At 62.9% G+C, this 26785-nt stretch carries 29 protein-coding genes and 2 pseudogenes; 22 read left to right on the top strand and 9 right to left on the bottom strand.

Going from position 1 to position 26785, the window contains the following annotated elements; translation table 11 throughout:
• Positions 1–10: 10 nt before the first annotated feature.
• Both FB547_RS25695 and FB547_RS25700 read left to right on the top strand, forming a co-directional pair.
• Positions 11–598 carry a hypothetical protein gene (locus FB547_RS25695; protein ID WP_145746474.1) on the top strand — a complete coding sequence of 196 codons (588 nt, stop codon included), beginning with the start codon at positions 11–13 and terminating at the stop codon, positions 596–598.
• An 8-nt stretch (positions 599–606) separates the two neighbouring features.
• Positions 607–1353, top strand: coding sequence for an amino acid ABC transporter ATP-binding protein (locus FB547_RS25700; RefSeq protein WP_315899343.1), 747 nt, complete (start codon positions 607–609; stop codon positions 1351–1353).
• Positions 1354–1382: 29 nt separating this feature from the next.
• On the opposite strand, the gene FB547_RS25705 is transcribed toward FB547_RS25700, so the two are convergent.
• Positions 1383–1979, bottom strand: coding sequence for a chorismate mutase (locus tag FB547_RS25705; protein WP_145746475.1), 597 nt, complete (start codon positions 1977–1979; stop codon positions 1383–1385).
• A gap of 416 nt (positions 1980–2395) precedes the next feature.
• On the opposite strand from FB547_RS25705, the gene FB547_RS25710 reads away from it, so the two are divergent.
• Complete coding sequence (locus tag FB547_RS25710) at positions 2396–2938, top strand: DUF433 domain-containing protein (RefSeq protein ID WP_261380396.1); 543 nt, start codon at positions 2396–2398, stop codon at positions 2936–2938.
• Here FB547_RS25710 and FB547_RS25715 read toward each other — a convergent pair.
• Positions 2922–3866 (bottom strand): ArdC family protein, encoded by a 945-nt coding sequence (locus FB547_RS25715; protein ID WP_145746476.1) that lies wholly within the window; start codon positions 3864–3866, stop codon positions 2922–2924. The genes FB547_RS25710 and FB547_RS25715 overlap by 17 nt on opposite strands.
• 753 nt (positions 3867–4619) lie before the next feature.
• Here FB547_RS25715 and FB547_RS25720 point away from each other — a divergent pair.
• Together FB547_RS25720 and FB547_RS25725 are read left to right on the top strand one after the other, a co-directional pair.
• Positions 4620–4997: pseudogene (locus tag FB547_RS25720) on the top strand (transposase); the annotation flags it as partial.
• A 15-nt stretch (positions 4998–5012) separates the two neighbouring features.
• Positions 5013–5261, top strand: coding sequence for a helix-turn-helix domain-containing protein (locus tag FB547_RS25725; RefSeq protein WP_145746477.1), 249 nt, complete (start codon positions 5013–5015; stop codon positions 5259–5261).
• 468 nt (positions 5262–5729) lie between these two features.
• Here the strand turns inward: FB547_RS25725 and ligD are convergent, their stop codons facing one another.
• Positions 5730–8312, bottom strand: coding sequence for a DNA ligase D (gene ligD, locus FB547_RS25730; RefSeq protein ID WP_145746478.1), 2583 nt, complete (start codon positions 8310–8312; stop codon positions 5730–5732).
• Positions 8313–8488: 176 nt separating this feature from the next.
• On the opposite strand from ligD, the gene FB547_RS25735 reads away from it, so the two are divergent.
• Positions 8489–8668, top strand: coding sequence for a DUF3606 domain-containing protein (locus tag FB547_RS25735; RefSeq protein ID WP_145746479.1), 180 nt, complete (start codon positions 8489–8491; stop codon positions 8666–8668).
• Between the two features lie 8 nt (positions 8669–8676).
• On the opposite strand, the gene FB547_RS25740 is transcribed toward FB547_RS25735, so the two are convergent.
• Positions 8677–9549, bottom strand: a complete 873-nt coding sequence (locus FB547_RS25740) for a tetratricopeptide repeat protein (RefSeq protein ID WP_261380397.1) — start codon at positions 9547–9549, stop codon at positions 8677–8679.
• On the bottom strand, positions 9546–10481 hold the full coding sequence (locus tag FB547_RS25745) for a Ku protein (protein ID WP_145746480.1): 936 nt from the start codon (positions 10479–10481) through the stop codon (positions 9546–9548). Before FB547_RS25745 ends, FB547_RS25740 begins: the two co-directional genes overlap by 4 nt.
• 284 nt (positions 10482–10765) lie before the next feature.
• Between FB547_RS25745 and FB547_RS25750 the strand changes: the two genes are divergently transcribed.
• The 5 genes from FB547_RS25750 to FB547_RS25770 all read left to right on the top strand — a co-directional run bounded on the left by FB547_RS25750 (position 10766) and on the right by FB547_RS25770 (position 14457).
• Positions 10766–11557 carry a GNAT family N-acetyltransferase gene (locus FB547_RS25750; protein WP_145746481.1) on the top strand — a complete coding sequence of 264 codons (792 nt, stop codon included), beginning with the start codon at positions 10766–10768 and terminating at the stop codon, positions 11555–11557.
• Between the two features lie 160 nt (positions 11558–11717).
• Positions 11718–12644: a serine hydrolase domain-containing protein gene (locus tag FB547_RS25755; protein WP_261380398.1), complete on the top strand. Its 927-nt coding sequence runs from the start codon at positions 11718–11720 to the stop codon at positions 12642–12644.
• Positions 12645–13110: 466 nt separating this feature from the next.
• Positions 13111–13467: a hypothetical protein gene (locus FB547_RS25760; protein WP_145746483.1), complete on the top strand. Its 357-nt coding sequence runs from the start codon at positions 13111–13113 to the stop codon at positions 13465–13467.
• Positions 13468–13714: 247 nt separating this feature from the next.
• Positions 13715–14155: a hypothetical protein gene (locus FB547_RS25765; RefSeq protein ID WP_145746484.1), complete on the top strand. Its 441-nt coding sequence runs from the start codon at positions 13715–13717 to the stop codon at positions 14153–14155.
• Between the two features lie 50 nt (positions 14156–14205).
• The gene (locus FB547_RS25770; protein ID WP_145746485.1) at positions 14206–14457 is read left to right on the top strand and encodes a hypothetical protein; all 252 of its coding nucleotides are present in this window, start codon (positions 14206–14208) and stop codon (positions 14455–14457) included.
• Positions 14458–14710: 253 nt separating this feature from the next.
• Here the strand turns inward: FB547_RS25770 and FB547_RS25775 are convergent, their stop codons facing one another.
• Positions 14711–15370 (bottom strand): TetR/AcrR family transcriptional regulator, encoded by a 660-nt coding sequence (locus tag FB547_RS25775; protein ID WP_145746486.1) that lies wholly within the window; start codon positions 15368–15370, stop codon positions 14711–14713.
• Between the two features lie 108 nt (positions 15371–15478).
• Here FB547_RS25775 and FB547_RS25780 point away from each other — a divergent pair, with 108 nt between their 5' ends.
• The gene (locus FB547_RS25780) at positions 15479–16174 is read left to right on the top strand and encodes a DAPG hydrolase family protein (RefSeq protein WP_145746487.1); all 696 of its coding nucleotides are present in this window, start codon (positions 15479–15481) and stop codon (positions 16172–16174) included.
• Positions 16175–16278: 104 nt separating this feature from the next.
• Here the strand turns inward: FB547_RS25780 and FB547_RS25785 are convergent.
• Positions 16279–17008: pseudogene (locus tag FB547_RS25785) on the bottom strand (IS5/IS1182 family transposase); the annotation flags it as partial.
• A 107-nt stretch (positions 17009–17115) separates the two neighbouring features.
• Here FB547_RS25785 and FB547_RS25795 point away from each other — a divergent pair.
• Positions 17116–17415: an ATP-binding protein gene (locus FB547_RS25795; RefSeq protein WP_261380402.1), complete on the top strand. Its 300-nt coding sequence runs from the start codon at positions 17116–17118 to the stop codon at positions 17413–17415.
• A gap of 178 nt (positions 17416–17593) precedes the next feature.
• On the opposite strand, the gene FB547_RS25800 is transcribed toward FB547_RS25795, so the two are convergent.
• Both FB547_RS25800 and FB547_RS25805 read right to left on the bottom strand, forming a co-directional pair.
• Positions 17594–18346 (bottom strand): TonB C-terminal domain-containing protein, encoded by a 753-nt coding sequence (locus tag FB547_RS25800; RefSeq protein WP_145746489.1) that lies wholly within the window; start codon positions 18344–18346, stop codon positions 17594–17596.
• 20 nt (positions 18347–18366) lie between these two features.
• Positions 18367–19536 carry a S41 family peptidase gene (locus FB547_RS25805; RefSeq protein WP_145746490.1) on the bottom strand — a complete coding sequence of 390 codons (1170 nt, stop codon included), beginning with the start codon at positions 19534–19536 and terminating at the stop codon, positions 18367–18369.
• A 743-nt stretch (positions 19537–20279) separates the two neighbouring features.
• Between FB547_RS25805 and FB547_RS25810 the strand changes: the two genes are divergently transcribed.
• The 9 genes from FB547_RS25810 (at position 20280) to tnpA (ending at position 26778) form a co-directional block, all read left to right on the top strand.
• On the top strand, positions 20280–21350 hold the full coding sequence (locus FB547_RS25810) for a branched-chain amino acid ABC transporter substrate-binding protein (RefSeq protein ID WP_186454251.1): 1071 nt from the start codon (positions 20280–20282) through the stop codon (positions 21348–21350).
• Between the two features lie 221 nt (positions 21351–21571).
• Positions 21572–21883 (top strand): hypothetical protein, encoded by a 312-nt coding sequence (locus FB547_RS25815; protein WP_145746492.1) that lies wholly within the window; start codon positions 21572–21574, stop codon positions 21881–21883.
• Positions 21884–22892: 1009 nt separating this feature from the next.
• On the top strand, positions 22893–23324 hold the full coding sequence (locus FB547_RS25825; RefSeq protein WP_145746494.1) for a hypothetical protein: 432 nt from the start codon (positions 22893–22895) through the stop codon (positions 23322–23324).
• Positions 23325–23544: 220 nt separating this feature from the next.
• On the top strand, positions 23545–24015 hold the full coding sequence (locus FB547_RS25830) for a hypothetical protein (RefSeq protein ID WP_145746495.1): 471 nt from the start codon (positions 23545–23547) through the stop codon (positions 24013–24015).
• A 211-nt stretch (positions 24016–24226) separates the two neighbouring features.
• Positions 24227–24472, top strand: a complete 246-nt coding sequence (locus FB547_RS25835; protein ID WP_222431252.1) for a hypothetical protein — start codon at positions 24227–24229, stop codon at positions 24470–24472.
• A gap of 86 nt (positions 24473–24558) precedes the next feature.
• Positions 24559–25086 carry a 2'-5' RNA ligase family protein gene (locus tag FB547_RS25840; protein WP_145746497.1) on the top strand — a complete coding sequence of 176 codons (528 nt, stop codon included), beginning with the start codon at positions 24559–24561 and terminating at the stop codon, positions 25084–25086.
• Between the two features lie 85 nt (positions 25087–25171).
• Positions 25172–25555 carry a hypothetical protein gene (locus FB547_RS25845; protein WP_145746498.1) on the top strand — a complete coding sequence of 128 codons (384 nt, stop codon included), beginning with the start codon at positions 25172–25174 and terminating at the stop codon, positions 25553–25555.
• Positions 25556–25640: 85 nt separating this feature from the next.
• Positions 25641–26240, top strand: a complete 600-nt coding sequence (locus FB547_RS25850) for a hypothetical protein (protein WP_145746499.1) — start codon at positions 25641–25643, stop codon at positions 26238–26240.
• A 190-nt stretch (positions 26241–26430) separates the two neighbouring features.
• Positions 26431–26778: an IS66-like element accessory protein TnpA gene (tnpA, locus tag FB547_RS25855; protein WP_145746500.1), complete on the top strand. Its 348-nt coding sequence runs from the start codon at positions 26431–26433 to the stop codon at positions 26776–26778.
• Positions 26779–26785 lie beyond the last annotated feature (7 nt).

The following is a 26785-nucleotide window of genomic DNA, read 5'->3' on the forward strand; positions in this document are numbered from 1 at the left end:
AAGCAACCGCATGAGATTCCTCACCCTGGGCCCGGCAGGCAGCAACCACGAATTCGTGACCCGCCGCTACCTCGACTTTCACGGCCTTCGCGACACCGCGATCCTGGACCTGGTCTCCGATTTCGAGCGCGGCGCCGATGCCGTGCTTCGGGGCGAGGCCGATTTCATGATCCAGTGCGCGGTGCATCCCGCCGCGGTGTCGACGGTCGCGAAGTGCTTCGTCGGCCTCCACCTGATCGACACCTTCATCTCGCCGAGCCAGGACCTGGCCATCCTCCAGCGCCACGACGCCGCGCAACCCACGTCCCTCGCGGTCATGCGCCCGACCCTGCCGTACATCGACCGCCGCCAGTGGCCGCAGATCGAATTCGTGGAGACCGTCGCCGAGGTCACCCAGGGCGTGCGAGACGGGAAGTACGCGGTCGGCCTCGGCTATGCCTCTGCCGCGGAAAAACACCCCGAACTCCTGCATGTGAGGCAGTTCATCGGCACGGTCGACGATGCCTGGATGGTCTTCGGACGCACCCGCGTGAGCATGGGACGACTGAGCGCCTGGCGCGAGAGCCCGGCCGCTGATCTCTTTCGGCAGGGGACTTGAGCATGGACATGGCCACCTCCTCTGTCGCCACGATGGTCTCGGTCGCAGGACTGACCAAGCATTTCGGGTCCCACCAGGTGCTCGGCGACGTCGATCTGAGCGTCGCAGCCGGTGAGCGCGTGGTCGTGTGCGGCCCCTCGGGTTCGGGCAAGTCGACGCTCGCGCGGTGCATCAGCGGACTCGAGAGCTACGGAAGCGGCACCGTGTCGGTCAACGGTGTCGTGGTCTCGCCGCGCATGCGCCACGCCGACCTGGTACGGGCCAACATCGGCATGGTGTTCCAGCAGTTCAACCTGTTTCCGCACCTCACCGTTCTCGAGAACTGCACCTTGGCACAGCGATGGGTCCGGCGCCGCTCCCGGCAGGAGGCCCGGCAGACCGCACTCGCGTACCTCGACAAGGTCCGGCTCGCCGAGAAGGCGTCAGCCTATCCGGCTCAGCTCTCAGGCGGACAGCAGCAGCGCGTCGCCATCGCGCGGGCACTCTGCCTGAATCCTTCCGTCATGCTGTTCGATGAGGCCACGTCTGCACTCGATCCGGAGATGGTCAAGGAAGTGCTCGAAACCATGATCCTTCTGGCGCGGGACGGCATGACGATGATCTGCATCACCCACGAGATGGGCTTCGCGCGGGCGGTCGCCGACAAGGTCGCGTTCATGGACGGCGGGCGCATCGTGCAGGCCGGGCCGCCCGGCGAGTTCTTCGGCAACTGCGCGGACCCGCGGATCCAGCGATTCCTCAGCAAGGTCTTCTGACCCGAGGGCTTTGCTCGAAGTTCGTGCGCTCACTCGGCGCAGACGCGGGCCAGACCGCGGTCCAGCCCGATGGCGAACAGCGGCGACAGCCCCTGCGAGTCGACGTGCCGCGCGGTCGCATGCGTCAACCGCTCGCGGCAATCCGGCCGCTCGCGCAGCGACCGGGTCGCGACGAGTTCGTCGATGAACCGGGGGCGGAGCCGATCAAGCGCCGGACGGAGCTCGTTCTTCAGGTCTGCGCGAGGTTCCGCCGGCGCTCCTCCCTCCCGCCGCCAGCGGGCCATGAGCGCGAACTGGACGAGTTTGCTCGCTTCGATCTGGTCGGTGAAGAACGCGGTCACCAGGTCTCCTGGCAAACCGCGCGCGCCCGCCTCTTGCGCAGCCGCCGCAACGACTTCCTGCTCGCGCGGATCGCCCGGCGGATCCGCGACCGGCTGGCGGCTGTCCCATTTGGTCAGCGCCACTTGCCGGGACAGATCGAGCCGCGCCGCGCTCAGGGCCACGAGGGTCGAGAAGCCCTCGGACCGATCGGGTCCGGTGGCATCCGAAGCACAGGCGAGTGTGGCCAGCGTGACGGCCATCGCGCCGGCCGCTCGGAAACAACGAATCAGAACGCGCATGTGCATCGGGAACCTCCGGAAGTCCAGCGACGCGATCCGGGCTGCCTGCCACCGGACCGACCGGAGGCAAAGACTAGTGCGGGGACGATCGCGCGTCGCCTGTCAACATGCACAGTTGCGCACCGCCGGGCGCGCGCAACCGTGCCGCCGCTCCGGCAAGCCTGCGCACCCATGAAGCGACATGCGCCGGACCCACCGGCAACCCGCCTGCAGTCTTGGCTTCTTGCGGCTGACCGCGCGCGTTGCGCGCTCGAAACCAAGGGAGGACTTGATCGGCCTTCACGACATGGCGAAGCACGTCGACTGGATCACCGTGGACCGGAGGATTGGCCTGCAGCTTGATTTCACAGCCACCGTGTGCAAGGCACGCGCTCGCGCCAACGTGGCAGATTCAGCGGACGAACCGATCAGCAAGATCGACAGTGACGGGTGGCAAGCCTTGCTTCAAGGGGACACGGCTGCCCATCGAGCCCGTTCTGTCCTCTCTCGAAAAGGGAATCCTGGAAGATCACGTGCTGGATGAGTATTCGCTCGCGGAGCGAGCAGCCGACCGTCGCGCAGGTTCAGGCGGCGATTTCATGGGGGCGGCGCGCGCACGGGCCCGATGTGTGGCGCATGTGGCGCGGCGGGCGCGACGTTCCGGCATCGATGCAGGCGTTGAATCAAGACTGATCGATACGGCGCGCGGTCCGCACCCCTCTGTTTTCACCCCGACCCTGGTGCGCCGCCGGCCCTCATCCCTTTTCCGTTCCGCCTGCCGCGCGACCGTTCGAGGTCGGCGTGCGGAACGCAAGCGTTGCGGATCCGCCATGTCGATCCGTGAACGCCGGATTCGGGCCACGCGGAATTCGCGCCGGCACGGGCTCCTGGTGCGGCCCGGCCTGGCTGCGAGGCCGGCGTGCGACATCGCCACGCGCCGCCTTCACCCCACCTCGATGCGTCGGCCCCTCACCGCTGCGCGATAGATCCGGACCCGCCAAGCGCAGGCATCTCCCGCGCCAAGATGTACGCGAACGCCTCCTCCGCAAGGCGCGCCGCCGTGAAAATCGCCGTGCGGTCGGCCCTCAGCACCTTCAGCCAGGCGTCGATGTAGGCCGCATGCCCCTCGACCGTGGCGTCGACCAGCCCGCAGTGCCCCAGGAGGAACGCGCTGCCGAGCTCCGCCACCAGTTCCTCGAACGCATAGGCCGCATCGCCGAAACGCCGCCCGAAGCTGCGGTTCAGCCGCTCGGGATGCCCGGTCCAGTGCACCATCTCGTGCAGCGCCGTCGCGCACAGCGCCTCGGCGCTCGTGAACTGCCGCGGCCACGGCAGACGGATCTCATCGAGCGTCGGCAGGTATGCCGCCCGGTCGAACCCGTGCCGGATCGTCGCATTGCAGCCCCCGAGCAGCCGCATCGCCTGCTCCACGGGACCCTGCGAGGCCGCCGGCGAGGCGATGCCCAGGTCCACGACCTCGAGCGGCAGTCCGTCGATCTGCGCCAGGTTGAAGAGCCAGAACGGCCGGCACAGCAGAACCCCGGCGCGTGCACCGGAACGGGCCGTCAGGGCCTCCTCGTCCACGCCGCCTTCCGCGAGGACATCGTCGGTATCGTCAAGGCGCGCCCGTGCCCTGCGCTCGAAGTGCGCGCACAGCACGCCCCGCTCACCCTGGCGGACCTGGGCGCCGAGGCTCTGCGCCTGCCTGTAGGTCAGCCACACATGGGACGCGTAGCCCGCCTCGATCGCCGCCTCCCAAAGCAGCAGCACATTCGCGCCGCGGTAGGGCGCCCCGGTCTTGCCGTTGCGAGGCACCCCGCGCGCCGCCGCCCGCACCCAGCGTTCGCGGAACACGCTGCCGCCCTTCTCCAGCATCGCGATGATCCGGTCCGTCACCATCTGCCGCACGTCCATGCGGTCCCGCCCCCGCACAGCAGCGCCCGCGGATTCGGCAACCCCCTCACCTGCTTTGGGTGAGTCCTCGGGGGGTACGGGGGGAACGCCCGTGGCCGTTTGCGTCCCCGCGTGATGCGGGGTGGCGCTGGACGTTGAATTCGCGTGCATGGCTTGGCCTTTCTGCGGCATGTGCCGCGGTGGTTGAACATCTGCTTTCGGAGCCGCCTCGACGCATGAACAGCGCGCGAAAAGGGCCGATGTCCAGGGACCGCCCGCAAGCCGCAGCCGAGTGCTGCGAGGACCGGGTGAGGACGGTGGCAAAGCCCGCAGCCCTGGACAGCGGCCCGTGCGCGCTATGCGTCGGTCAAGAGGTGGCTTCGAACGCAGAGGCCACACGGACAGGCCGCAGGCACCCGCACGTGACGCCGCGCCGCCCAAGGCGGCGTGCCATCGAGGGCGCTGCGAAGCGCGCGCCTCCAGCCCTGTCGGGAACCGCCGAACGCCGAGGCGAGCGGCCTGGGCGGTGACTGCCGTGCATGCACGGCCACTTGGCGACCCGCGCCGATTCCCCGGTCGGCCGGCCTTCTCCCACCATCGCGCGCATCGGCGTCCAGGCGTCAGCGCCGTCCGCGCACCGCACGCGGGCCAGGCACAGGCAAGATGCGCCGAGCGGCGCAACGGTCGCGCCCCTCGAAGACTGGCGCAATTCGGCCGTCGAGCCCACTGGTCGAAATCAGAGTCGACAGCAGCCTCGGACTTCGTACTTGGTCTCCAGATGCTGCGTTGGCCAACACGATGCTGGATGCGGCCATCGAGACGGTCGCCGACGGCGAGGCCCGGCCCATCGTTCACTCAGATCGCGGTGCCCACTATCGCTGGTCGGGCTGGCTGTGGCGTATCGGAGAAGCGAAGCTCATCCGTTCGATGTCCCGCAAGGGGTGCTCGCCTGACAGCGCCGCATGTGAAGGATTCTTCGGACGGCTGAGAACGAAAATGTTTTACCCCCGGGACTGGAAGGCGACGACCATTGAGTAGTTCATCGAGGTAGTTGATGCCTACATCCGTTGGTACGGCGAGAAGCGGATCAGAATCTCCCTTGGCTCTCGCAGCCCCATCGAATACCGACAAAATCTCGGACTCGCGACATAAAACCAGTCCCAGCTTTTGTCCGCGCCCCCTCAACAGTTTTCCGATGTGTCGGGTCGCACGTACTTGAGTTCGCTCGAGCGCGGCCTGAAGAGTCCGACCCCCAGCAAGGTGAGCGAACTGTGCGAGGCGATGGACGTGCATCCACTCGCTTTGCTGACGCTCGCTTACACCGCCAACGACAGGGGTGCCCGATGGAGCCTGGTCGCGCGCACGACGTGGCTTTGGTGCTCAAGGCATCAGTGGACGCTTATGCGTATCCCGTAGCGCTGGGAAGACGCTGGTTCGAAGCGGCGGCGGATGACCGAAACCGTGCGCGGTGCGCTGAGCACGTGCCTGGAACACACGAACGCAAGGCAATCTCCGTCGCGCGAGCGCGCATCCGCATCGCGGCGCCGGCTGTCGGCCTTGGTTTTCGGCGGTTGCCTACTTCGGTTCAACGGCCGGATGCTTCGACCTGGTGCCCTTTGCCTTCGGATCCGGGCTTGTACGACTATGCTCGGACCCGCCCGCGGGCGCAGGCTTTGGATTGCCTGCCGAAGCTGCAGATCCCTCAGAGCCGCTCGCCGACGGGCTCTGCTGGCGCGCAGCCTCTGGGGTGTCGCCGTTGGTGCTGTCAAGCGACATCAGGAGCTGCCCCCTGCCGGACAGCAACCGGTCGCGCGAGAAGAACCCGAATTCGACATGCCGAGGCTGAAGCAGTCGTTGACTGCAGCGCAGCACGTTCGTCATACATCAATCACCCTTCTTCTTCGCGAACCCAAGCACCTTCATCGGCCCGGTGAGCGTCTGCTTGGCTTTCCAGTAGCCCTCCCAGGGGTCCTCGGTCTGGAATGACAGATGCTCGCGCGCAGTGGCGATGGTCCATTGCGCACCGCTTTTCAGCGTGGCCAGGTCGTCCCAGCTGACAGGCACGGACACGCCGAGGCCCGGCCGGGCGCGCGCGGAGAATGCGGCCGCGGTGGTCGCACCGTGCCCGTTGCGCAGGTAGTCCACAAACAGCTTGCCGACCCGGTTGGCCGGCCCGCTCTTGGCGACGAACCGTGAAGGTATCGCGCGTGCCAGGTGCTGCACGACCGCCTGCGAGAACGCCTTGACCGTGTCGTAGTCGAGCCTTGGCGCCAACGGCACGACGACATGGAGCCCTTTGCCGCCGCTCGTCTTCAACCAGGACGCCAGGCCCAGCTCCGAGAGCAGCGTGCGCACGAGCGTGGCAGCCTCCTGGACATGCGGCCAGGTCGTGCCTTCGCCCGGGTCGAGGTCGAAGATCATCCGGTCCGGCTTGTCGATGTTCTTCGCGAGCGAGTTCCATGTGTGGAACTCGATGACGTTCATCTGCGCCGCATTCGCCAGTGCCTGCGCCGTGCCCACCTCGAGCAGCCCCGCGTGCCCGGGCCACAGCTTCTCGTCGAGCGCCCTGACGCCGGGGATGCTCAGCTTGTCGTCGTGCTTCTGGAAGAACAGCTCTCCCTGGATGCCGCTGGGCCCTCGGACCAGCGAGCAGGGGCGGCCTTGGAGATGCGGCAGCATCCATTCGGCCACCGACTCGTAGTAGCGCACCAGGTCGAGCTTCGTGAGGCCCGTGCTCGGGTCGATCACACGCTCGGCATTGCTGACCTTGACGCTGCCCGCCGCCGCCTTGCCGGCCGGCTTCGACGGCCCCGGGCCCATCTGCTTCGCGGTCTCGCGCACGATGACGCTGGCCGGCTTGTCGGTGCGCAGGGAGACGTACGACGCATGCCGGATCTGCCCCTCGGGCGTCCACTCGGCGAATTCGACCTCGGCGACCGTGACCGGCTTCACCCAACGTTCGCTGCCCGCCACCCGCTTCGACCACCGCCCGGGCTTGCCGGCGCCGGCGGCGAACGGCGGCTTGGGCACTTCGAGCTTGGCGAGCTTGCGCTTGATGTCCTGCGCTTCAGCCGAATCCCAGCCCGTGCCCACGCTGCCGACCGAAACCAGATCGCCGTTCGGCCCGTGCACGCCGAGCAGCAGGCTGCCGATCTGCGGCGATCCGTCGGTCCGGTCGGTGTAGCCGCACACCACGAACTCCTGGCGCTGTTTGCACTTGAGCTTGAGCCAAGTCTCCGATCGCCTGGACACATAGGGGGCGTCCAGGCGCTTGGCGATCACGCCCTCGAGGTTCATCTGGCAGGCCGAGCTGAGGATGGAGGCCGGGTCGGATTCAAAATCGGCGCTGTACCGGATGTGTTCCGTCGCCCGTTCGTCCAGCAGCGCCTTGAGCAACTGGCGCCGCGCGCCGAGCGCCATCTCGCGCAGGTCGTACCCTTCGAAGTACGGAACGTCGAACAGGAACAACACGATCGCGTCGCTGCCGGCGCCGCGGTCGAAGGCTTTTTGCAAGGCGTTGAAACTCGGCAGGCCCTGCTCGTTCAGCACCACGATCTCGCCGTCGAGCCAGGCGGACTTGAGGCCCAGCTGCTTCAGTTCCTGGACCAGCCGCGGCATCCTGGCGGACCAGTCATGGCCGCCGCGGGTGATGATCGAGGCCTTGCCGCGCTGGATCCGGGCCATGACGCGGTAGCCGTCGAACTTGATCTCGTAGACCCACTCGCCGTGGGCCGGCACCCCGGTCGCCAGCGTCGCGAGCTGGGGCGACATGGTGGCAGGCATGGGCGCCTTCTTCGCGCCGGGAACGGCAGATCGCGCACTGGCCGCCTTCTTCGAGCCGGGCGTCGGCGCGCCGGTCTTCACCTTGGCGCGCGGTGAGGAGATTGGCGCCACGGCGCGCAACGGTTTCGCGATGACGCTGTCGGGCAGCGCGGACACGACGTCGTAGTCGGCCTTGGCGCGGGCGAACTCGTCGCGCTTCTTGAACAGCAGCCAGGGCTCCTGCTTCTCGCCGCCCTTGGCGATCTTCACGAGTTCCCAGAGCCCTTCCATCTTCTGGCCATGCATGCGGAAGACCAGCTTTCCCTTGGCGAGGCCCTCGTGCGGATTGCCGACGGGCTCCCACGTTCCGTTGTCCCAGACGATGACCGTGCCCGCACCGTACTGCTTCGGCGGAATCGTCCCCTCGAACGAGCCGTAGGACAGCGGATGGTCTTCCACGTGGATCGCCATCCGCTTGTCGGCGGGGTCGTAACTCGGCCCCTTCGGTACGGCCCACGAGACCAGGACGCCGTCGAGTTCCAGCCGGAAGTCGTAGTGGAGGCGCGACGCATCGTGCTTCTGGATCACGAAGGTCAAGGCCTTGCCAGGCTTGGCGCGCTGCCCGCGCGGCTCGGACGTGACCGCGAAGTCCCGCTTGGCCCAGTACCGGGCAAGCGGGTCAGCGGTGGTGTCGCGAGCGGCCATCCTTGGACTGTGGGAACCGGCAACCGACCTGCAAGACGGTCGCCCGCGCGTTTGGCTGTGGGATTCGCCCTCCAACAGGACCCGCTTCAGTCCGTCCCTGCGCGCCCTTGCACCCCGTCACTTTGACGTCCCGCCGTCGACACCGTCGGCGGATAACGCATGAGCAGGAGACCCACATGGCAGATGACAAGAGCAAACCGGGCGGCCAGGACCGCACACGCATCAACGTGAACGAGGACTACGAGCTGCGGGATTGGTCCAAAAAGCTCGGCGTCACGCCCGAGCAGTTGAAGGCCGCCGTCAAAGCCGTCGGCACCAGTGCCGAGGCGGTCGAAAAGCACCTCAAGGGCAAATAGAGCGGCGGCTAGGCGTCCTCGTCGCCCGGAGGCGCCGGCGCCTCGCGCGTCAGGCGCCGGTAGGCGCTGAAGTGCCGCAACGCGGCCTGGGGATCTTCAAGCTGCTCGTGCAGCCGCCCCAGGTTGTAGTGGGCATCCGCCAACCCGGGGTCGAGTTCGAGCGCGCGGGCATAAGCTTGGGCCGCGGCCGCGAGTTGGCCCGCATCCTCCAGCGCGATGGCGTAGTTGAATTGCACGGGCGCGGAGGCTGCGAGGGTCGGAAGCGCCTGCTCGTACAGCTGGACCGCCTCGGCGCAGCGGTGGCTGTCGCACAGCAGCGCTCCCAAATTCAGGATGGCGTCCACGAAATCGGGTGCTGTCTCAAGGGCAGACCTGTACGCCACTTCGGCGCCTGCCGGGTCGGTCGCCTCCAGCGATGCACCGAGGTTCACGAGGGCCTCGGGGGTCTGGCCGGAGGCGGTGGCGGGGTCGTCGGGGGTCCTCGGATCGATGAACGCGAGCTCCCCACCGTTCGACGTCACCTCGAAATCCATCAGCATCTGCCCGGAGGTCGCTTCCCAGGTGCTGTCCCTTGTCCGCACGGCGACCTCCTCGCCCACGGCGGAGATGCGCAGGCCCGTGAGAGGCAGCTCCCGTGGCAGGGAGGCCCTGAGGCTCTGCAGGGAGCGCAGGATCTTGCGTGGGGGGATGTGTGCCCGTTGGAGGTCGTAGGCCGTGCGCAGAAGCATGACGTCCTGAAATTCGAAGCGATGCTCGTTGCGGCGCCCGCGGGTCGGCGACACGAAGCCTGCACGCACCAGGCGATCGATGATCGCCCTCGAAATGCCCAGCATTTGCTGAACCCGTCGAACGGTGTAGCCTGCGGTCGCCTCGGATTTCACTTCTTCGCTCGTGCGCGGGACGGGGCCGGAGCGGGTGCCGGGGCGCTCACCGGCGCGCGGCGTGCCGACTTGCGCTCCTTCGCTTCCAGCATCGGCGTGACGTTGGTCCGGGTCGACTTGGCGGTCGGCTTGCCCGTCCGGGCGGTGCCCGAAGCTGCCTTGCTGCCGAGGCTGGCCTTCAGCGCATCCATCAGGTCGATGACCTGGCCGCTGGTGGCATCTTCGCTGTGGGCGGAGGCCACGATCTGCTTGCCGGCGATCTTCTCGTCGATGGCCGCGAGGACCCGTTGCTTCTCCTCGTCCTCGAACTGGGTGGGATCGAACGTGTCCTGCGAGATCTGCTCGATGAGCTGGAGCGCGAGCTGCAACTCGGCCGGCGCGACGGTGACTTTTTCGATGTCGAGGTCCCGCAGCGAGCGGACCTCGTCGGCGTACAGGAGCTGCTGCAGGATGAGGCCGTCCTCGACCGGGCGGACCTGGACGACGTGCTGCTTGGCCTTCCAGGCCCATTTCGCGAGCGCGCAGCGGCCGCTCTTGCGCATCGCTTCGGCGAGCAGCGCATAGGGCTTGCCACCGCGCTTGTCGGGAGCCAGGAGATAGGCCTTGTCGTAGAACACCGGGTCGATGGTCTTGATCGGAACGAAGGCCACGATCTCGATGACGTGGCTGCTCCCCTCCTCGAGCGCCTTCAGCTCCTCAGGGGTGAAGAGAACGAAATGGTCCTTCTCGAACTCGTAGCCCTTGACCATCTCCGCGCGCTCGACCACTTTGCGGGTCTTCTCGGAGATGTACTGCTGCTTCACGCGCTCGCCGTTTTTGGTGAGCATGTTGAAGCGGATCTCGCTGGAGCTCTCCGTGGCGGAGTAGAGGCGCACCGGGATCGAGACCAGTCCGAAGCTCAGCGTGAGTGACGCGATAGAACGAGCGGCCATGCGAACTCCTTAGCGCCTTGGAAGGCGAAACGCCACCTGCCCACGACAGGCGAGAGAAGATGCTAGGTCTCGGTGTTGCGGCGCGTCAATAGAGCGGTCTGCTCCATGATTCGTAGGAAAACTTCTGGCCTCGCAGTTGGCGTGGGTGTAACCCTCTCATGCAGAAATCTCGGGTAGGAAACACGGGCTTCTGCTTGGCAGCGAAAACGGCCTGTCGCTGCTCAAGGCTAGACTTCCGAACTCGGCCAGAACCAGCCCTTTAACTGACCACCTCAATCGCAACAATGCTCGAGCTGAAGCCTTCTGAGTTCAATCGCGTTGCCGCCCTTTTTGAGAATCTCCCGTATGGGGCCAGCATTCCAAATTCAGTCATTGCCGGCGTTGGGCATGGCCGGGTGTTCGTGAACGACCCGGCACAGCCGACTGCTGCCCTTGTGTACAACCACGGCGCTTGCACACTCGCAGGGGCAGCCGATGACATTGACTTCGCTGAGCAGGTAGGTCGATGGCTGCTCGAATACTACGGCTCTGATTACTTCATCCTTTACGCCTACCCCGGAGAGTGGGATTCCGCCTTGGACAGCATCTTCGGGAGCGCCGCTAAGAAGCGACGACGCTTGGACTTCGATTTCAATCGTCCAAGATTTGCTCGGCTTGAGGGCTGGGAGAACGATGTTCCGCCCGGTTATGAACTGCGCCGCATCGACGAGCGACTGATGCAACAGATTCGCGATGTTGCCAATCCCTATAGCCGAAGTTATTGGAAATCAGCTGCTGATTTCGAACAACACGGCCTTGGCTTCTGTGCCGTATATCAAGATTCCATCGTCAGCATGTGCTACACGGCCTTTGCGTGGCACGGACATCACGACATCGACATCTTGACTGCTGACAGTCATCAACACAAAGGGCTTGGCACGTTGGTAGCGTGTGCGTTCATCGACCACTGCCTGAGGCATGGGCTGGTCCCCAACTGGGATTGCTGGACCAACAACCGCCCCTCGGTGGCTCTCGCTGAAAAATTGGGCTTCGAGGCGCGGGTGGAGGTTTCAACCTACCATGGGGTGAGGCGCTGACGGCAGTCGGCTGAGAGCTGACATTCCACCCGCTTTGGGGGTAACGCGCATGCGTACGCATTCGACAAGAAGATTGAGGAACAAGATGCGGAGATTCGTTGTCTGGCTTTGTTCGATGGTTGCGGCCGCCTCTTTTGCGCAGGAGGCGCCGCCATGGCGAATGTCGACACCACAAGAGCAGCAACTCGACGCCGCCACTTTCCGGGGCTTCGATGAAGGTATTGCCACGGCTTTGGGCGATGTCCAAAGCGTCGTGGTCATCCTCCAAGGCCGTAAGGTGTACGAGTACTACCGCGATGGCAACCCCGATGCTCTGCGAGACGCGCAATCCGTCACCAAGAGCGCCATGGCCCTTCTGGTGGGGACCGCTCTACAGCGAGGGCAGCTAGCTTCGTTGGAACAGACGGTGGTCGACCTCATCCCTGAGTGGCGCCCTCTCAATTCAGACCCTCGTTCGCAAATCATCACGCTTCGACACCTCCTCGCCATGACAACTGGCTTTGAGATCGACGACCCCACAGGGACTGCTGAGCCACTCGCTCCAGCAGCAGCTTGGACCCGGCCGGTTCGGACAGCCCCAGGCGAACGGTTCGCATACGACAACAGCGGCCCGCTCATGGTTCAAAGCATTCTCGAACGCATCACCAGCCGCCGCATCGCCGACCTGGTGCACGATCAACTCGTCACGCCACTCGACTTACGGGAGCCCCAATACAGTCACAACAGTGCGTGGATGAGAACGGTGGATATGGCCAAGGTGGGCTATCTGCTGCTCCAGGACGGGCGATGGGCAGACCACCAAGTTCTGCCTCCCGGGTTCGTGGCACAGTTGACTAGACCTCAAAGCGCTGGCGGGCCGCCCATTGGCTTGCCGTACGGACTTGGCTGGTGGACTGCAGCCGGGCCGACGTACATCGCGAGCGGCTATGCAGGCCAAGTCATCTGGGTTCACCCGCCGCTGGACCTGGTCGTTGCCGTGAACTCGACGGTCTCGCCTGAGAGCCAACAACGCGGGCAAGCCATGCGGCTCGCACGTGGTCGCATCTTCCAAGCCGCGCAGAAGCGGTTAGCACTGAATGGCAAGTAGTCGGCATGCGGCCCAACAGCAGTCCTTCGAACTCAACTCAGGATTCGCGGCGCTACGCGCCCGGAGCATCACCATTGCTTATGTTCAAGCGCGGCCTAAACCTGTTTCGCCCTGCTGCTGCACCTTCCCAGCAGACCGACACCGTTGCTCCAGCAAATCCGTCAGAACCGAGCCTCCCGCTCTCGCTGGACGCCCTGTATTTGTGGCAGACGGCAGCCGCGTAGATGTCTGGGAAGGCGACAGCTTCGAGGTCGCGAAGGCGCGGATAGCCGCGGCGCAGGCCGCTCCGCGGCACTAAAACGGCCAAGGGCTACCGTCGGCTGTCGGCGGCCACAAGCAAGCGGTTGGCCACTGCATTCGAAGCGCGTGCGCACTGACCTCGGGTCCGCCAACAATCGGCCACGAACAGACATTCAGAACCGCTGTTGCAATCGACGAGACAGCATCAAGTACTTGACCAAAAAAGATGAGCTACTACACCCGTCTTGAGCTGCAATGGGACGACGCGGACTACACGCTGGGGACTATCACTCCTGAGATGGTCTCCAGTGCGGCCGTGGATTTCGTCGCCCGGAACGAATGGGGACGAGATGTTCTGGATGACTTGCGTGCTTCTGCTGCAGGCGAGGGCTTGGAGCGTCAAGGGTATAACCGGATAGAGGCGGAAGCGTTGGTCGAGATGCTTCGCGAGATTTCCCGAGCGTTCTCAAACGTCACTTTTTTTGCGCGGGGCATCGGCGAAGACATGTTCGATACGTGGATGCGTACCATTCGTGCAGGGGAGATCGTTTCGGAATTTGGTCCGATCGAGCCTTCGGCGTAGAGGGCAACAGTCGGCTCGAAAAGGCCCCCGCTCGGAAGGAGCGGAGGGGCCTGATTGCAGCCCTCGTCTTCGTCGCATTTGGCGTCCTTGGACTGCTGTTTGGGTTTGGCAGGAGCACCAATATGGGTGGAGCATTCGGAACCGAGGTTTGTCGAGCTACTTGCGCAGCTCGGGGCGAGCGAGGCGGCACTCTGGTTCGCCCGGAGCACGCGATGACTGGTCCCCGCGACGGACCGAAGACCTGCGAATGCCGATGACGGTTTCAGCTAGGACAGAATGCGGCCAAAACCGCACGTTGGACATTGCATCAATTCGCATGGATCTTATGGCTACAAAGGACGACCTGTTTGAGGACATGGCGAGGGCACTGGAAGCGTGGACGACAGCCGCGTCGGAAGCCCTCACCGATGCCCAATCCGACCTTGTCTGGGTAGAAACCGAGAAGCCGTATCGCGAGATTCAACACGCCCTTGCCGCCGCTGGACTGGCAAGAGAAACTCTGGCGACGGTCCTATCGGAGTGCTTTCGGGGTCTAGGGCATTCGTTCCTGGTTGCAATGGACGGCGGCACGGCTCTTGCCGAGAAGGGGCGCCTCTACGTGGTTGATGAACACGGGCGCCGAATAGGCGAAGGCCTTCACGATGATTTCGTGGGATATCTCATGGACACCGGACGGCTGCCGAAATAGGACCTCCGCGTGCGGTCAAGAACAGGCCTTCGCAAGAACCCAGCAAACCGATGAACAACTTCCCTGTGTTTGCGCTTCTGATAGCTTTTGTCGCCGCGGCGCTGTTGTTCGCCGGCCTGGTCATCGTTGGCTGCCTTGTCGCAGCGGCGTTGTATCCCCGCGGCCATCCGTCGGCAGACCGACTGCGAGCGTTCGCTGGGCGATTGCCTCACCTGGTCGCCCGTGGTGTCATGCATTTCGAGGGGCTCGCCTTCATACTCGTCTTGGCGATTTTCACGGTTCTGACGGTGGTCTATTCCTGACTTCACCAGTCAGGACGGAATGCGGCCAGAACCCGTCACTCACCGCTGCGGCGAGACTGCAGGAAGCTGATTTGCAACACGATAGAAAATCGATGAAAACAGAGCCGAAGGCTGCTTCGCCATTGCATGCAGAGAAGGACTTCCGAGCATTCCTGCGGAAGCAAGGCATGCTGCTCAAGTTCTTAAAGCTGTGCGACGCGTGGCCTGCAGTACTGGAATTTCAAAACTGAGCCGGCGGCTCTAACACGTAAGATTAGGCGCCGGTCGTCGCCGAGAACGCTACGCCGTTCATCAGACGAAGCGCTGCCTTGATGCGCGGCGCCGGGTCCCATACCGGCACTGACGGCGTCACGCCCAGCGCCATCTGCCGCAAGGGCTCTGCGACGACCATCGACAGCATCAGGTCGCACACCACTTCGGGTTCGTTCACCTGCAGCAGCCCGTTCTTATGCTGGCGCTTGAGCCAGTCGCCAAGCATTCGCCGGCCGCGCTCGACGCCATTGCGTTCATACACTTCCAGCAGATCCGCCTTGAACGGGAAGTCGGTGGTAAGCAGGCGAAACAGGCCGATCGCGTCGGCTGACAGCACGCGCGCCGCGATCACCCGTAATATCTCCGCCAGCGCGGGGAGCACGTCCGCCTGCGAGCGGACTTCGGCCTCCAGTACGGGCTTGAATTCTTCGGTCCAGCTGCGTACGACCAGCGCCACCAGGTCTTCGCGGTTGGCTGCGAACCGATAGAGCGACTTCTTTGCAAGGCCGGCGCGTTTGGCCACGGCCTCCATCGTCGTGGCGGCATAGCCATCGTTCAGTAGCAGCCAGGTGGCGGCGGCCACAGCCGCCTCGCGCATCTCATGCTCGGGCCTCGCCGGCCGCCCGCGTGGCCGGGCAGTGGGTTTCGTCGCGTGATCCATAGGGTCTTTCGTTGCGGTGCTTTTCGGGAGCCTTGTTCATTTTATAGAAACGCACAACGTTTCCTTAATGTAGAATAATTTTCCTCTCCCAAAATGATCGGAAAACGAATGATCGAGTGTCCCTTCCATCCAGAGATTTCCCGCATCGACGACCTGCTGCAGATCCCGCCCCTTCGGCTGGAGACTGGCATCTCCCGCCTGCCCAGCGGCTGCCTTGTCGTGGCCGTGCGCACCGACCTTCATGGCTGCACCGGACGTATGCTCGACTGGTGGTTCAAGTTCTTCGAGACCACACAGCACATCAAGTGGTGGCATCCGCACGACCACGTCGAGCATCGCGGCTGGGACAAGCACTGGAAGAAAGGCGAAAGTTACATCGGCGCGTCCATTCGCGCGGTGGAGTCGCTGGCTGATATTCCGCCGGTGATCGCGCAACTGAAGTTCCACGACCCGCGCGAGCTGTTCGACGCGGAACAGCTCGACTTGGCCTTCGCGCAGAAACGCGCGTCGGCGGCGGTCTATGCGCGCATCGGCTTTGGCGATCACATCGCGCTGGACGCCAACGGCGATCCGCAGGATGGGCAGATGATTCACCTGGCCCGCGACACGCCCTTCGGTTGCGTCTTGCGCAGCCGCTTCCTGCTGGGGCAGTCGAGCGCGCAACCGGCGGTCGACCTGCCGGACGAATTGGGACTGGGGCTGCTGCGCCACTGCTATTCGGAGTTCACGTACCTATCGCGTTTCCTGCCGTCGCTGTACTACGGCGAGCACGCCAACGGCGATGCCGCCCCGCTGCCCTGGTGATCGGGCGCCGTGCGTACGTACATTCGCAAGCGTCGGTTCACTACACTCTTGAACACAGCGACGCATGCCATGTCGAAGACCTGATCAGTGGCACTCGCGCACGTCTAGCAGGCTGCTGAAGTACCAAGCGCGCCGAAGACACACTCTGGGAACTGAATCGACGTTCCGGGGCCGTTCCCATTGCTGTTTTCCCGCTGCGAAGGCGCGCGTTTTCCGCTCTCTCTGACCCTCCACGCGGCCAACGGGCGGACTTCTGCCAAGGTCCGCATGCGCACGAGGTTGTAGGCAGCCATCGTCAGCACGAACAACTGGTCGACCTCCCGATGCGGCGCACCATCACCTGGCTTGCGCTGCGAGATCGCATAGCCCTCGCTTTGAGCGATCTCGTCCACCACTGCCGAGCGGCGTCTCGATTTATTCTGCGCCACGTGCGGGATGACCTTCATGCGATGCAACTCCTCGATGAACTCGGCCGCTCATAGCCCTTATCGGCGCCGAGCGTGACCTCGGTATCTACATTCGCGATCGCTTGGCGTGAGTCCCTATCATGACATTGGCCGCCTCACGCTCGGCAAAGCCATCGGCCCCGCGTGACCATGGCGATGACGACCAGTCCATGACGGTTGTCTGTGAGCGTGGCTCCATGTAGCGCAGTTCACTGCCAGTCTTGCCCTTGCGGTACAGCTTCGAATCGGGATCCGTCTTCGACTCGTGGGTTTCATTGCTGCGTTGATGGCCCTTGAAGTCCCCGCCGCTGTCGTCAGCGTCGTCGCCGTCCTCACGAACGAAGCTCTTGTGTCCGGCCCAGGCTTGGATCAGCGTGCCGTCGACGCTGGCCCGCACTGTGCCTGCTGCCACGTTCGTGGCCCCTGTGTGGATGTTGACTCCGCTCAAAGTCAACGTGCCGCTACCTTCCCTTGGTCAGGAAGTCGGTGCCGCTGATGCTGCCGGATATGCCACCGTCCCAGACGGCCGCCCTCGCCATCGTCCGCGGGCAACGGGAGTGCAACGAAAAAGTTCTTCCTTGGATGAATTGCCGAGCATTCATGGACGAGTTCCTTGAGTGGAACATCCGCAACCATCAAGCAGCTCAGTTGTTGAGGGCGCCCTTTTTCTTTGACCGAGGCACTCCGGAATGTTTGGCCTGGATGCAATTGTCGGGACTGGCCTTAGCGCCCTATCGTTTGGCCGCGCCCGCGCAGTACCGCTACGCCCCAACCGTATTTGTGGCAGAGCCCTAGCTTGAGATTTATGTTCGCAACGCCGATTGAAAAGCAAGTTTCGAGCGGGCAACTCGCTCCTATGCGCCAACAGTGGCAGCGTATTTCGAGGCTGGATACTCGACCTGTGTCATCCCAAAGACGGCTGTGCAGAAGCGCGTGGCCTTTGTCCTCGAACAAGTGGCGAACATATCGCGCTTTATCGTTTGGGGCGGAGCGTGACAATCAGTCGCTTCGGCACTTTCCCGTCGATGTCTTGTGGAAGCCGCTCAGTTTTTTGTAAACCACGCAGTGCTGCCGCATCCCAGTCAAGCCAGCCGCTGCTCTTCGTCAGGACGATTGAGACGATTTTACCGGTTGACGCGAGCGCAATGTCGAACTCCGCCCCTGGGTTGCCGGGGATCTCGTCTGGATTCGCGACGACTATGTTCGGGCGAACAGCCGCAGCGATCCGCGCGCTGTAGCTGCTTGCGGAGTGGGTGGAGGATGGTGCAGCAGAAGGCTCGAGTTTTCGCTGAATGACGGCGCCTGTGACGAGTGTCGGGCCGATGCCGATCACCGCCTGATAGGGCGTGTGCCCGTTCTGGTCGGCGGGTAGACGAAGAGTCTTGCGCAGGGCCAGCGATGCAGCGCGGTCCCAGTCAGGATTTCCGCTCGTGCTGAGCAACGACTTGTCGGTGATGGTGCCTTCCGAGTCCATGAATACGGTGAACTCAGCCGAACGAGGCGGTTTCGAGGCAGTGGCAGGGTAGTCGATGTTTGGCAGAACAGCGGTCGTGAGTCGACGATTCCAAGCATGCGCATGCTCTATCCGAGACGACTGCGTTGGGGGCGTCGAGAGCAATGACGAGCCTGGATTGGTCGCCGTTCCTGGTTGGGATTGCGACGCGCAGCCGCCTAGCATGACGCCGAGGAGGACGGCGCAGGTGCCCCAAGATTTCAACGGGCTCATGAGTTTGCCTAGATTCGAAATCACTGCTGATCGAGGAGTGCTTTAACCGCGGCCTGGCTCGTAGCTTCTCGATCCCGGGAGGCAATTGCCACCGTTGGTGCGACGCCGACACCATGGATTTGATTGCCGGCGGGCGAGGTCCAGTAAGCGCTGGTGTATTTGATGGCGCCGGCATCCGGCAATTGCGTCACTGTTTGGATGCTGGCTCTGCCGTAGGTCGTGCGGCCAAAGATTGCGGCGCGTTTGTGATCCTTGAGCGCGGCTGCCACGATCTCCGCGCCGGCGCTTGTCGCTTCGTCAACCAACACCGCCATTGGCAGCGCCCTAGCCTGATTGGGGAAGTCCGCAAGAGGATCAACTCCAGCTGAACGCGCGTAGTCACTCCTCGTTGCACGGTAGACCTGCCCTGAGTTGGGAGCTCGACCGCTGAAGGTGGCTACGACAACGTCGGGCGGTAGAAACATTGCGGCAACGCCGATCGAAGCTTCAACGAGGCCGCCAGGCGAGCCGCGCAGGTCGAGAATCAGTGCCTTGAATGGCTGGCGTCGCCACTCGTTGCGCACGAGCTCTGTGGTGTCTCGAAGCGTTGCGGCCCGGAAAGCCGGGATCCGCAAGAGGGCGATAGCTGGCACCGGCCGCGATAGTGTGGGCCCGGACAGTGAGAACGCGCGACGTTCCACGGTCACAGAATGCACGGTCAGGCTCGATTCGCGGAAAACGGTGAGCGTTGCCTTTGTTCCTGGTTCGCCTCTGAGCAGATCGATGATCTGATGGGCCTGAAGACCCTGCGTATGCGTGTTGTCGACGGCATAGAGCCGGTCCATGAATTTGATCCCGGCCTGTGCAGCTGGACCATCCTCGATCGGCACGAGAAAAGGCTGACCGTCGCGTGTGCGCATCTCTAGGCCCATCGAGCCGGCGTCTGGACGCATTCGGTCGGTATAGACCCGATATTCCGCCTGGGTGAAGTACTCGCCGTTATCCGGATCCGCGCCTTGCATCATTCCGCGGATGGCGGACGAGATAAGGCTCTTGTCGTCCGGTTTCTCGGGCAGGGACGCCTGCAGAACGCTATACGCGCCGGCGAGGGCCTGAAGTTCAGTCCGAGGCAGAGAGCGGATTTCCGTTCGGTCTTGTGCCGCGGCAAGTGTGGCCGCGGCCGCCAGCAGGCCGAGCGCTACGTTCCTCATGATGATCCCTCCGGGCGTTCTTGTTAATGCGCGAATAGTCACTCTTCGATGTTCGCGTAGGAGCTGACGTACCTCTTCGGCAATTGCGCGATTGTGCCGTACAACCGGATACAAACTGTCTAAGATTCCGAACTTTCAAAAGTTGAATAAGGAGGGCATCTGATGAGCGGCATCACATTAATCAGGCGCCGGATCTCGTCGTCTCTGCATTGCGCAGCTTCGCAATTTGGGCTGCGCTTTATGCCGCCACACGGGTAGGATCCACTGCTGAAAATTCCGGCACTACTGTGCCTTCGCAGTCTTATCCATCACGGCCATCAGCGACCGCTTTGGAGCAAACCTTGATGGCCGCGAAGCGCCCGATGCCGCGGCCCGATGACAGGAACCAGAGGGCCGGACCCGGCCAAGCAGATGTTTATCACGTCCTTAACATTCAAGGGAAGCCAACTGTTGGCCCCACGAACGCACTTGGATAAAGTGACTGGACAGCATGCTCCTTGCGAACAAGCGCTCACAGCATGAACTTCTTTTCGCCAAACATAGCGCTCATGGGCTTCTGCGGGCTGGTTGCGTGCAGTGTTGTGCCGCAAGTTCCCAATACGCCGCAACTTCCCGCTTCTACGGTAACCGGACCTTCAGTCGAACAGACGGCCCTTTCGCGTGGCGCGCGTGCGGCACCGCCCTGGAGCGCATTCGCACCTCCCCCGGGCTCCGCATCAAACTGCGGCGTCCAACCGTCCGACATGCTCAAGGTGAAGATCGGTCACATCGGCCCGCTCACCGGGTTGAATGGTCATCTGGGCCAGGACAACGAACGTGGTGCGCGATTGGCCGTCGAGGAGCTCAACCGGCGCTGCCTGCGGATCGGCGGCAGGACAATGCAACTGGAACTGCTCGCTCTGGATGACGCCGGCGACCCTGCACTCGCCGTCCAAGTCGCCCGTCGACTGGTGCTAGAGGGAGTAGATGGTGTCGTGGGTCATCTCAACTCGGCCACCAGCATCAGTGCCGCTCCCGTCTATGCCCAAGCGGGCATTGCGCAGATCTCGCCGAGCGCGACGAACCCCCGCTTCACCAGACTAGGCTACTCCACGACCTTCCGCCTACTGCCCGACGACTTTCGCGTCGGTGTCCTGCTGGGCCAGCATGCTGGCAAGGCGCTTGGCGCCCGGCGCGTCGTGCTGATCGACGACCAGACCCTCTACGGCAAGGGCGTGGCCGCGGCTTTTGCCTCCGGCGCGCAGAACTCCGGCGCGCGCATCCTGCGCCAGCATGCCGTCGACAAGGTGCCGGGCGACTACACGGCGCTGGTCCAGGCGTTGCGGCAAGACGCGCCCGACTTGGTCTTCTTCGGCGGCGTGGACACCGTGGCCGGCCCATTGATACGGGAGATCGGTCGGGCAGGCCTTTCGTTCCAGATCATGGGCAGTGACGGCATGTGCACGGCCAACATGGCGTACCTCGCTGGCGCGGACGCAGTGGAAGGGCGCGTCCTGTGTGGGGAGCCGGGCGGCGTCCAGCCCGATCACCTGCCGGGGATACAGGACCTAGCTGCACGCATGCGTGCCCGCTTCGACACGCCTCCGCAGTTATACGCGCCGTACACCTACGACGCCGTGCGGATACTGGCGGAAGCGATGGTTCATGCGGGCTCGAACCGACCTTCGGCCTACTTGCCCGCGCTCTCTCACCTGCACTTCGAGGGCGTGACCGGCACAATCCAGTTCGACGAGAGCGGCAATTCTCGCGCAGCTCGCATCACGCTCTTCAAGTACCGCGACGGGCGCCGCGTGCCGATCGCTGTGCTCCAGTAGGACCGCCGGCGGAATTTCTGGCGTGAAGGGCCGCTTTCGAGAAGGGCGAGTGACCATTTTGAGCCACGCGCGGCCGACGGAGCTTTGGCTACAGTCGGCCAGTAGCGGACCTTCGTTGTCGGCTAGCGACAAAGCGGGCATTTGCACGCGTCCGTGCCGAGTTCCAGGCCCAATCGCTCAAGGGCCACGGTACGCTTCACTATTGCATTGAGGAGTACCAATTGGAAGAGCATGCGGTAATCGTTAATTTCGACTACGGGAGTACGGACCTCGGCGCACTGTTTGAAGTGGAGACGCGGCTCGAAGAGGCAATAGCGGCTGCGGATGTAGGTGACTATGACGGGAACGAAATCGCGGTTGACGGGAGCGATGGCACGCTATTCATGTACGGACCCGACGCGGATGCGCTGTTCGCGGCCGTAAGGGAGACCCTACTCAAATCAGCGTGCCTGTCCAACGTCCGTGTCTCGCTTCAATATGGCCCAGTGGACGACGACGATGTACGTCGCACCGAATTCGCGCTCAAGGAATGAGCTGGAATCTGCGCCCCCGTCCCACCACTCGTAGAGCGATGGCGCACGCACTGCGCACCTTTTCGAATGCGGCCAGAAGCGAATGTTTACGGGGCCGGCAGGATTCAGTCCAGGTAGTTTTTCAACCCTTGATCCTCATGCTTTCGAGACAATGAACGAAAAGATTGATTTCACCTGCCCGCATCACGGACGAGCGGCACTTGCTTCGGTTTGTGGTCATCTTGTTCAGAATCACGGTGCACCGGGTACATTTGCCTGCAAGCAGTCATTGACAGGATACGTCTCGCATGCCGGTCGCTTGGTCTTTGCTCACCTTTGCTCCTCCGCCTGAGGCTCTCCAAGAACTCAATGCGTCGTGGGGCTGGCTCCTTCACGAGCCGTTCAAGCCAGTGCTCTTCTCGTCGCTCGGTGATGTGTTCATCGAGCCAGATTCCGGTGGCGTCTGGTGGCTGAACACCGGTACAGCCGAGTTGACACGTGTGGCCGACTCAGTCGCGCATTTCTCCCTATCTGCAGTTCGTCGGATCGTTCGGCCTCATTCAGATTGTCTCGACGTTGTTGGACTTGGTCGCCATGGTGTGCCTCTTTCGTCACGTCCGCAGGAAACCGATCCCAACCCTGGGATTTCGTGTTGCCTTGATAGCCATCGCGCTTCTCTTCGCAGCACGCGCTGCGGTCGTTGTATTCCTGTTGTTGTCAAATCTGCTTCCATGGCAAGGAGGTGCGGAACAATGGGTGGCTTTGTCAGGCTTGGCCGGTGTTTTGTTTCAGACTCCTATGGCGGCGGCACTCATGCTGTATGCGATGGGAAGCCAAGCTCGAGCATCGGAGGCACGGAGGCTTTGAAGCCGATGTGATCGCCGAGGGCTGCGCTCGGCCATAACGAGACCTTGGCTGGCGGCGCGTGAATTGGCTCAGGATTTTTAGCCATTCACTCACGCCAACTCGCGGACAGCGGGCATGATCTTTTGCTTGTTGCGGTCTCTACATCACGTCAGGCTATCGGCCCATGGAAGCTAGTAATCGATTTGGCGTTCTCTCGGTGTACTTCGGTATTGCAGGCTTACTCGCCACCATTGGAATTACGGAAGCCGAGCGCGTGCGCATACCAGGATTCGGCCATCTCCTAACCTGGATGGATCGACTGGGTTTGGTGCGACCGCCGCCTCCAGATCAAGCGCCCGAGTGGCGGCCGCGAGGTCTTCTCGACCTCTCGGACGACCGGGTTCTTCAATGGATTCTTGTGTACTCGGTTTGCTTTGCAATTTGGGCCATGTTGATGGCACTCCTGGCCGAGCATCAACGCGAAGAGTCATCAAGCCTGGGTCTCGGCTTCATTCTGGGAGCGCTGGCACTCTATGTTCATGGCTTTGAGTACGGCATGTCCGCACTACTTGCCGGTGGCGTCGCCCTTGTTCTCCTTCGGCGCGGAGAGACCTGATTTTTTCAGTTGACCGGACATCGTTTCGGTAAGTCGAAGCGGCGCTGGTCACGAGCGTTGGAAGTCCGCTTTCGAAAAAGTCAAAAGACTGCGATGAACCCCTTCGCGAAGGCAGAGCCACCGGCTACAGTCGGCCAGAACCGGCCCTTTCGTCATCCGTCAGGAGGGCTCGCAGCAGCAACGGAATGGCGAGAGCTTGCGCGCATATACCTAGCATCACATGGCTACCCCTGCACCAATTACCTCCCAGTTCTGGAATGAATCAACTGGTCACTGCGACTGCTGCGGACGCACCTCAAAAACGATCTGGGGCGATCTGTCTGACCAATCAGGGGCGCTTGCTGTCTACTTTGTACAGTGGACAGTGAGCGCTCCAGAACATGACCCGATCATCGATCTGATCATCGGCCCTTGGGGGGAAGGCTCGGAGCCCGCAGCAAGAGATCTTGTCTCATTGGCATATAGGCCAAGCACCCGCGGTGGGTCATTTATGGTCGTGGATGCGGTCGGTCGCCGAGCCGATGATCGGAAAATTTGTGGTCGAGCTTTGCGTCGGCACGAGGTCATCAACACATCGCTGGCTGAGCAAGCATTCTCCCTGGTGGATGCTTTGTGGCTGACTGAACCTCGTATCGCAGAAGTTCGCGATCTCAACCGCGTCTCGCGTACCGACGATCAATCGACGGACTGAGTTCGGCCACAACCAGTCACTGGGAAACTGTACTCAAAACCTGTATGACTATCCCTGCCAAGGCGCCCGTTGCGTCCAGCGTGCGTCTGCCATGAATCGAAGGAGCGCCGTCGAAGAACTGCAGCGCGAACTCTGTCGTCGGTTGCCCACAGAATTCTTTGCGGCGCCGCCTACCTGTACGCTTGGCATAGCACTAAATGTTCGCGATGGCATGCTCCCAGTCAATGGTCTGAGGCATCCACCAACCACCGGGACCAGCGGTTGGTACATCTGGGCTGGCGAGGAACTCTCGACTGAGGCCGACTTCTTCAAGCCGCTTCACATCGAGCATCTGGACGGGTGGGCGCCCGAGATAAAGAAATACCTTGGATTGCCACCCGGCTGGCGCTTCTTGATTGCGCCGGGCTACGAAGACATCTGGTTCGACGAGAAGCTCTTGCGACTCGACGGCGAATAGCAGCGCGGCGTACTCACACAGCTATGGCACAGTTCGGCCAGAACCGGACCTTCCGGTTCACCGCCTGTTGAATATCATCAGACCCCATGGCGATATCCGCGTTTGCTGTCAATGTGCCCTCGGCCGAGCCGCTCGTCGGCGACCTTCGGCAGCGCTTCGACGCGACGGCGAAGCTTGGGGTGCCGGCGCACATCACTGTGCTTGGACCGTTCATGGACCCGCAGCAGATCACGCCTGCCGTACTGGACCGGGCGCAACACGCGTTGAATCGGGTCGCGGCCTTTTCCTTTTCGATGGGCAGGGTGGCGCGCTTCCCGGCGACCGCGTATCTCGCGCCGGAACCGCCCGAGCCGTTCATCGCCATGACCAAGGCGCTCGTGGATGTCTTTCCAGATTTCCTGCCGTACGGAGGGGAGCACCAAAGCGTGGTTCCGCACCTGACCGTTGCCCATGGGAACCCATCGGAGGCCGATGCAGCCGCCGCTGAGTTGCAAAAGCGGCTGGATGCATCTGGGGGCATCCTGGCGGATTGCACCTCGGTCGTGCTGATCGAAAACTCGACAGGCCGTTGGGAAGAGTTGCATGTCTTCCCCCTGGCGCCGGCCGATACATAGTCGTTCCTTTCGGCTAAGGTGATAGAACAGAATGCGGCCAGACCCGGTCATCCAAGGCGTCCTCTCATTTCGATATGAACCGCATATGTACGACGACCTCCTGCCGCTGAAAACGCCCGAGAATCTCTTGGGCAACCTTAAGCCCGTCGACGAGACCAAACTCCGCCTCAACCACCCGGACGTCCCAGATGACTATGTCTTTTTCCTGAGTCGTATTGGCGCCGGGATGATTGGGCAAGGCCAATACAGCCTCTATACCGGTCTTGCGGAGCCAAGCTTCATCTACGGCGACCAACCACCTCAACTCGTAGGCGTGCTTCTTTTTGGCGACGACTTCCAGGGATTCAGCGCGGGATTCCGCACCAGCACTTGGGAGGTGGTTGAGGTGGATCCTCTAGACCGAAGCGTGCACGTTGCGGCTACGAGTTTCGAAGCCTTCATCCGGGACACAATCGATAACCTCTTATAGATGGCTATGCGGCCAGTCACTTTCGGCCACAAGCAGAACTTCTACGACAGCCTCCAGCTAACCCGCATTCATAACTCGACCGACCATGCAAGCCCTCGAAGTTCTGCGCAATGGACAGCCCCTGGTGGTGGCGGGCACGGAGGACGCGGTGCTCCTCTCCTTTTCCGTGCACATGAGCATCGATGGCGAGCATCCCGCGACGCTCGACATGCGAGGCATGAGAGACCTTGGCAATGGCCGCCAAGCGCACCTCGAATGGATTCAAGAACTCCCTCTCGGCGTAGGGGACGAGATTTGCGTGACGCTCCTCGAGGTCGAAGAGGTAACGCCGCCGGCTGAAGACATCGCGTCCGACTCGGATGAGCACATCGCCGCGCACGCCGCTTACGAGTCTCAACTTGCATCTGGCCTTCCGGTACCCCGCGCCTTGGAGCGCAAGCAACCCGACGCCTCGCTGGAGATTTTGGTCGGCGACGCGCCGGTCGTCGCCACTTTTGATGGCGGTCGAGAGTTGGTGACCATGCGCGTTGATTGGAATCGGTGGCGTCCGGAGCGGTGCCACCTCTCTTTGCGCAGTTTCTCCGTCAAAGAAGGGCTGGCGCGAGAAGAGGGAAAGAATTGGCTCACCGCATCTGCCGCGAGGGACCAAGTGGTCCTTGTTCGTCTCGGTCCTGGCCACGCCTAGGAAAATCCAACCAACAGCCGTCACCGGCCAAGACCGGTCGGTCGGCCTTGCCTCAGGAATTGCTGCAACGCTGTCGACGGACGCGATGCAGCTTGGTGTCCGAAGCGCGGTAAGCGCACGGTGATCCCGTCTTGAGCTTGGCTCCGGTGTCTATGACGATGGTATCCACCAAGGATTTAGGTGGACACCTATGGAAGACTCCAAGCGCGTGAGCCGGCGGCGCCACGCGGCCGATCTGAAGCGGCAAGTGTTGGCGGCGTGCGCAGAGCCCGGGGCGTCTGTGGCTCAAGTGGCGCTGGCTCATGGCCTCAACGCCAACCTCGTTCACAAGTGGCGCCGCATGGTCGACGCTGGAGGTATCGCCTCCAAGGCCGGTGACCCGCACGCCGAGTTCGTCTCGCTCACGTTGGCGCCAGATCCCACCGTCGCAAATGACATCCACCTTGAGCTTCGCCGCGGTGCCATCGCGGTGAACGTGACCTGGCCGTTGAGCGCGTCAGGCCAATGTGCCGCCTGGTTGCGCGAGATCCTCCGGTGATCCGGGT

The sequence above is a fragment of the Variovorax beijingensis genome (genome assembly GCF_007828835.1).
Classification (GTDB): Bacteria; Pseudomonadota; Gammaproteobacteria; order Burkholderiales; family Burkholderiaceae_C; genus Variovorax; species Variovorax beijingensis_A.

Bases quoted from the DNA above. Each gene is read 5' to 3' on its own strand.
- FB547_RS25695 (WP_145746474.1), top strand. From the start codon at position 11: ATGAGATTCCTCACCCTGGGCCCGGCAGGCAGCAACCACGAATTCGTG.
- FB547_RS25700 (WP_315899343.1), top strand. From the start codon at position 607: ATGGCCACCTCCTCTGTCGCCACGATGGTCTCGGTCGCAGGACTGACC.
- FB547_RS25705 (WP_145746475.1), bottom strand. From the start codon at position 1,979: ATGCACATGCGCGTTCTGATTCGTTGTTTCCGAGCGGCCGGCGCGATG.
- FB547_RS25715 (WP_145746476.1), bottom strand. From the start codon at position 3,866: ATGGACGTGCGGCAGATGGTGACGGACCGGATCATCGCGATGCTGGAG.
- ligD (WP_145746478.1), bottom strand. From the start codon at position 8,312: ATGGCCGCTCGCGACACCACCGCTGACCCGCTTGCCCGGTACTGGGCC.
- FB547_RS25735 (WP_145746479.1), top strand. From the start codon at position 8,489: ATGGCAGATGACAAGAGCAAACCGGGCGGCCAGGACCGCACACGCATC.
- FB547_RS25745 (WP_145746480.1), bottom strand. From the start codon at position 10,481: ATGGCCGCTCGTTCTATCGCGTCACTCACGCTGAGCTTCGGACTGGTC.
- FB547_RS25750 (WP_145746481.1), top strand. From the start codon at position 10,766: ATGCTCGAGCTGAAGCCTTCTGAGTTCAATCGCGTTGCCGCCCTTTTT.
- FB547_RS25755 (WP_261380398.1), top strand. From the start codon at position 11,718: ATGTCGACACCACAAGAGCAGCAACTCGACGCCGCCACTTTCCGGGGC.
- FB547_RS25760 (WP_145746483.1), top strand. From the start codon at position 13,111: ATGAGCTACTACACCCGTCTTGAGCTGCAATGGGACGACGCGGACTAC.
- FB547_RS25765 (WP_145746484.1), top strand. From the start codon at position 13,715: ATGCCGATGACGGTTTCAGCTAGGACAGAATGCGGCCAAAACCGCACG.
- FB547_RS25770 (WP_145746485.1), top strand. From the start codon at position 14,206: ATGAACAACTTCCCTGTGTTTGCGCTTCTGATAGCTTTTGTCGCCGCG.
- FB547_RS25775 (WP_145746486.1), bottom strand. From the start codon at position 15,370: ATGGATCACGCGACGAAACCCACTGCCCGGCCACGCGGGCGGCCGGCG.
- FB547_RS25780 (WP_145746487.1), top strand. From the start codon at position 15,479: ATGATCGAGTGTCCCTTCCATCCAGAGATTTCCCGCATCGACGACCTG.
- FB547_RS25795 (WP_261380402.1), top strand. From the start codon at position 17,116: ATGCTGCCGGATATGCCACCGTCCCAGACGGCCGCCCTCGCCATCGTC.
- FB547_RS25800 (WP_145746489.1), bottom strand. From the start codon at position 18,346: ATGAGCCCGTTGAAATCTTGGGGCACCTGCGCCGTCCTCCTCGGCGTC.
- FB547_RS25805 (WP_145746490.1), bottom strand. From the start codon at position 19,536: ATGAGGAACGTAGCGCTCGGCCTGCTGGCGGCCGCGGCCACACTTGCC.
- FB547_RS25810 (WP_186454251.1), top strand. From the start codon at position 20,280: ATGCTCAAGGTGAAGATCGGTCACATCGGCCCGCTCACCGGGTTGAAT.
- FB547_RS25825 (WP_145746494.1), top strand. From the start codon at position 22,893: ATGGAAGCTAGTAATCGATTTGGCGTTCTCTCGGTGTACTTCGGTATT.
- FB547_RS25830 (WP_145746495.1), top strand. From the start codon at position 23,545: ATGGCTACCCCTGCACCAATTACCTCCCAGTTCTGGAATGAATCAACT.
- FB547_RS25835 (WP_222431252.1), top strand. From the start codon at position 24,227: ATGCTCCCAGTCAATGGTCTGAGGCATCCACCAACCACCGGGACCAGC.
- FB547_RS25840 (WP_145746497.1), top strand. From the start codon at position 24,559: ATGGCGATATCCGCGTTTGCTGTCAATGTGCCCTCGGCCGAGCCGCTC.
- FB547_RS25845 (WP_145746498.1), top strand. From the start codon at position 25,172: ATGTACGACGACCTCCTGCCGCTGAAAACGCCCGAGAATCTCTTGGGC.
- FB547_RS25850 (WP_145746499.1), top strand. From the start codon at position 25,641: ATGCAAGCCCTCGAAGTTCTGCGCAATGGACAGCCCCTGGTGGTGGCG.
- tnpA (WP_145746500.1), top strand. From the start codon at position 26,431: ATGGAAGACTCCAAGCGCGTGAGCCGGCGGCGCCACGCGGCCGATCTG.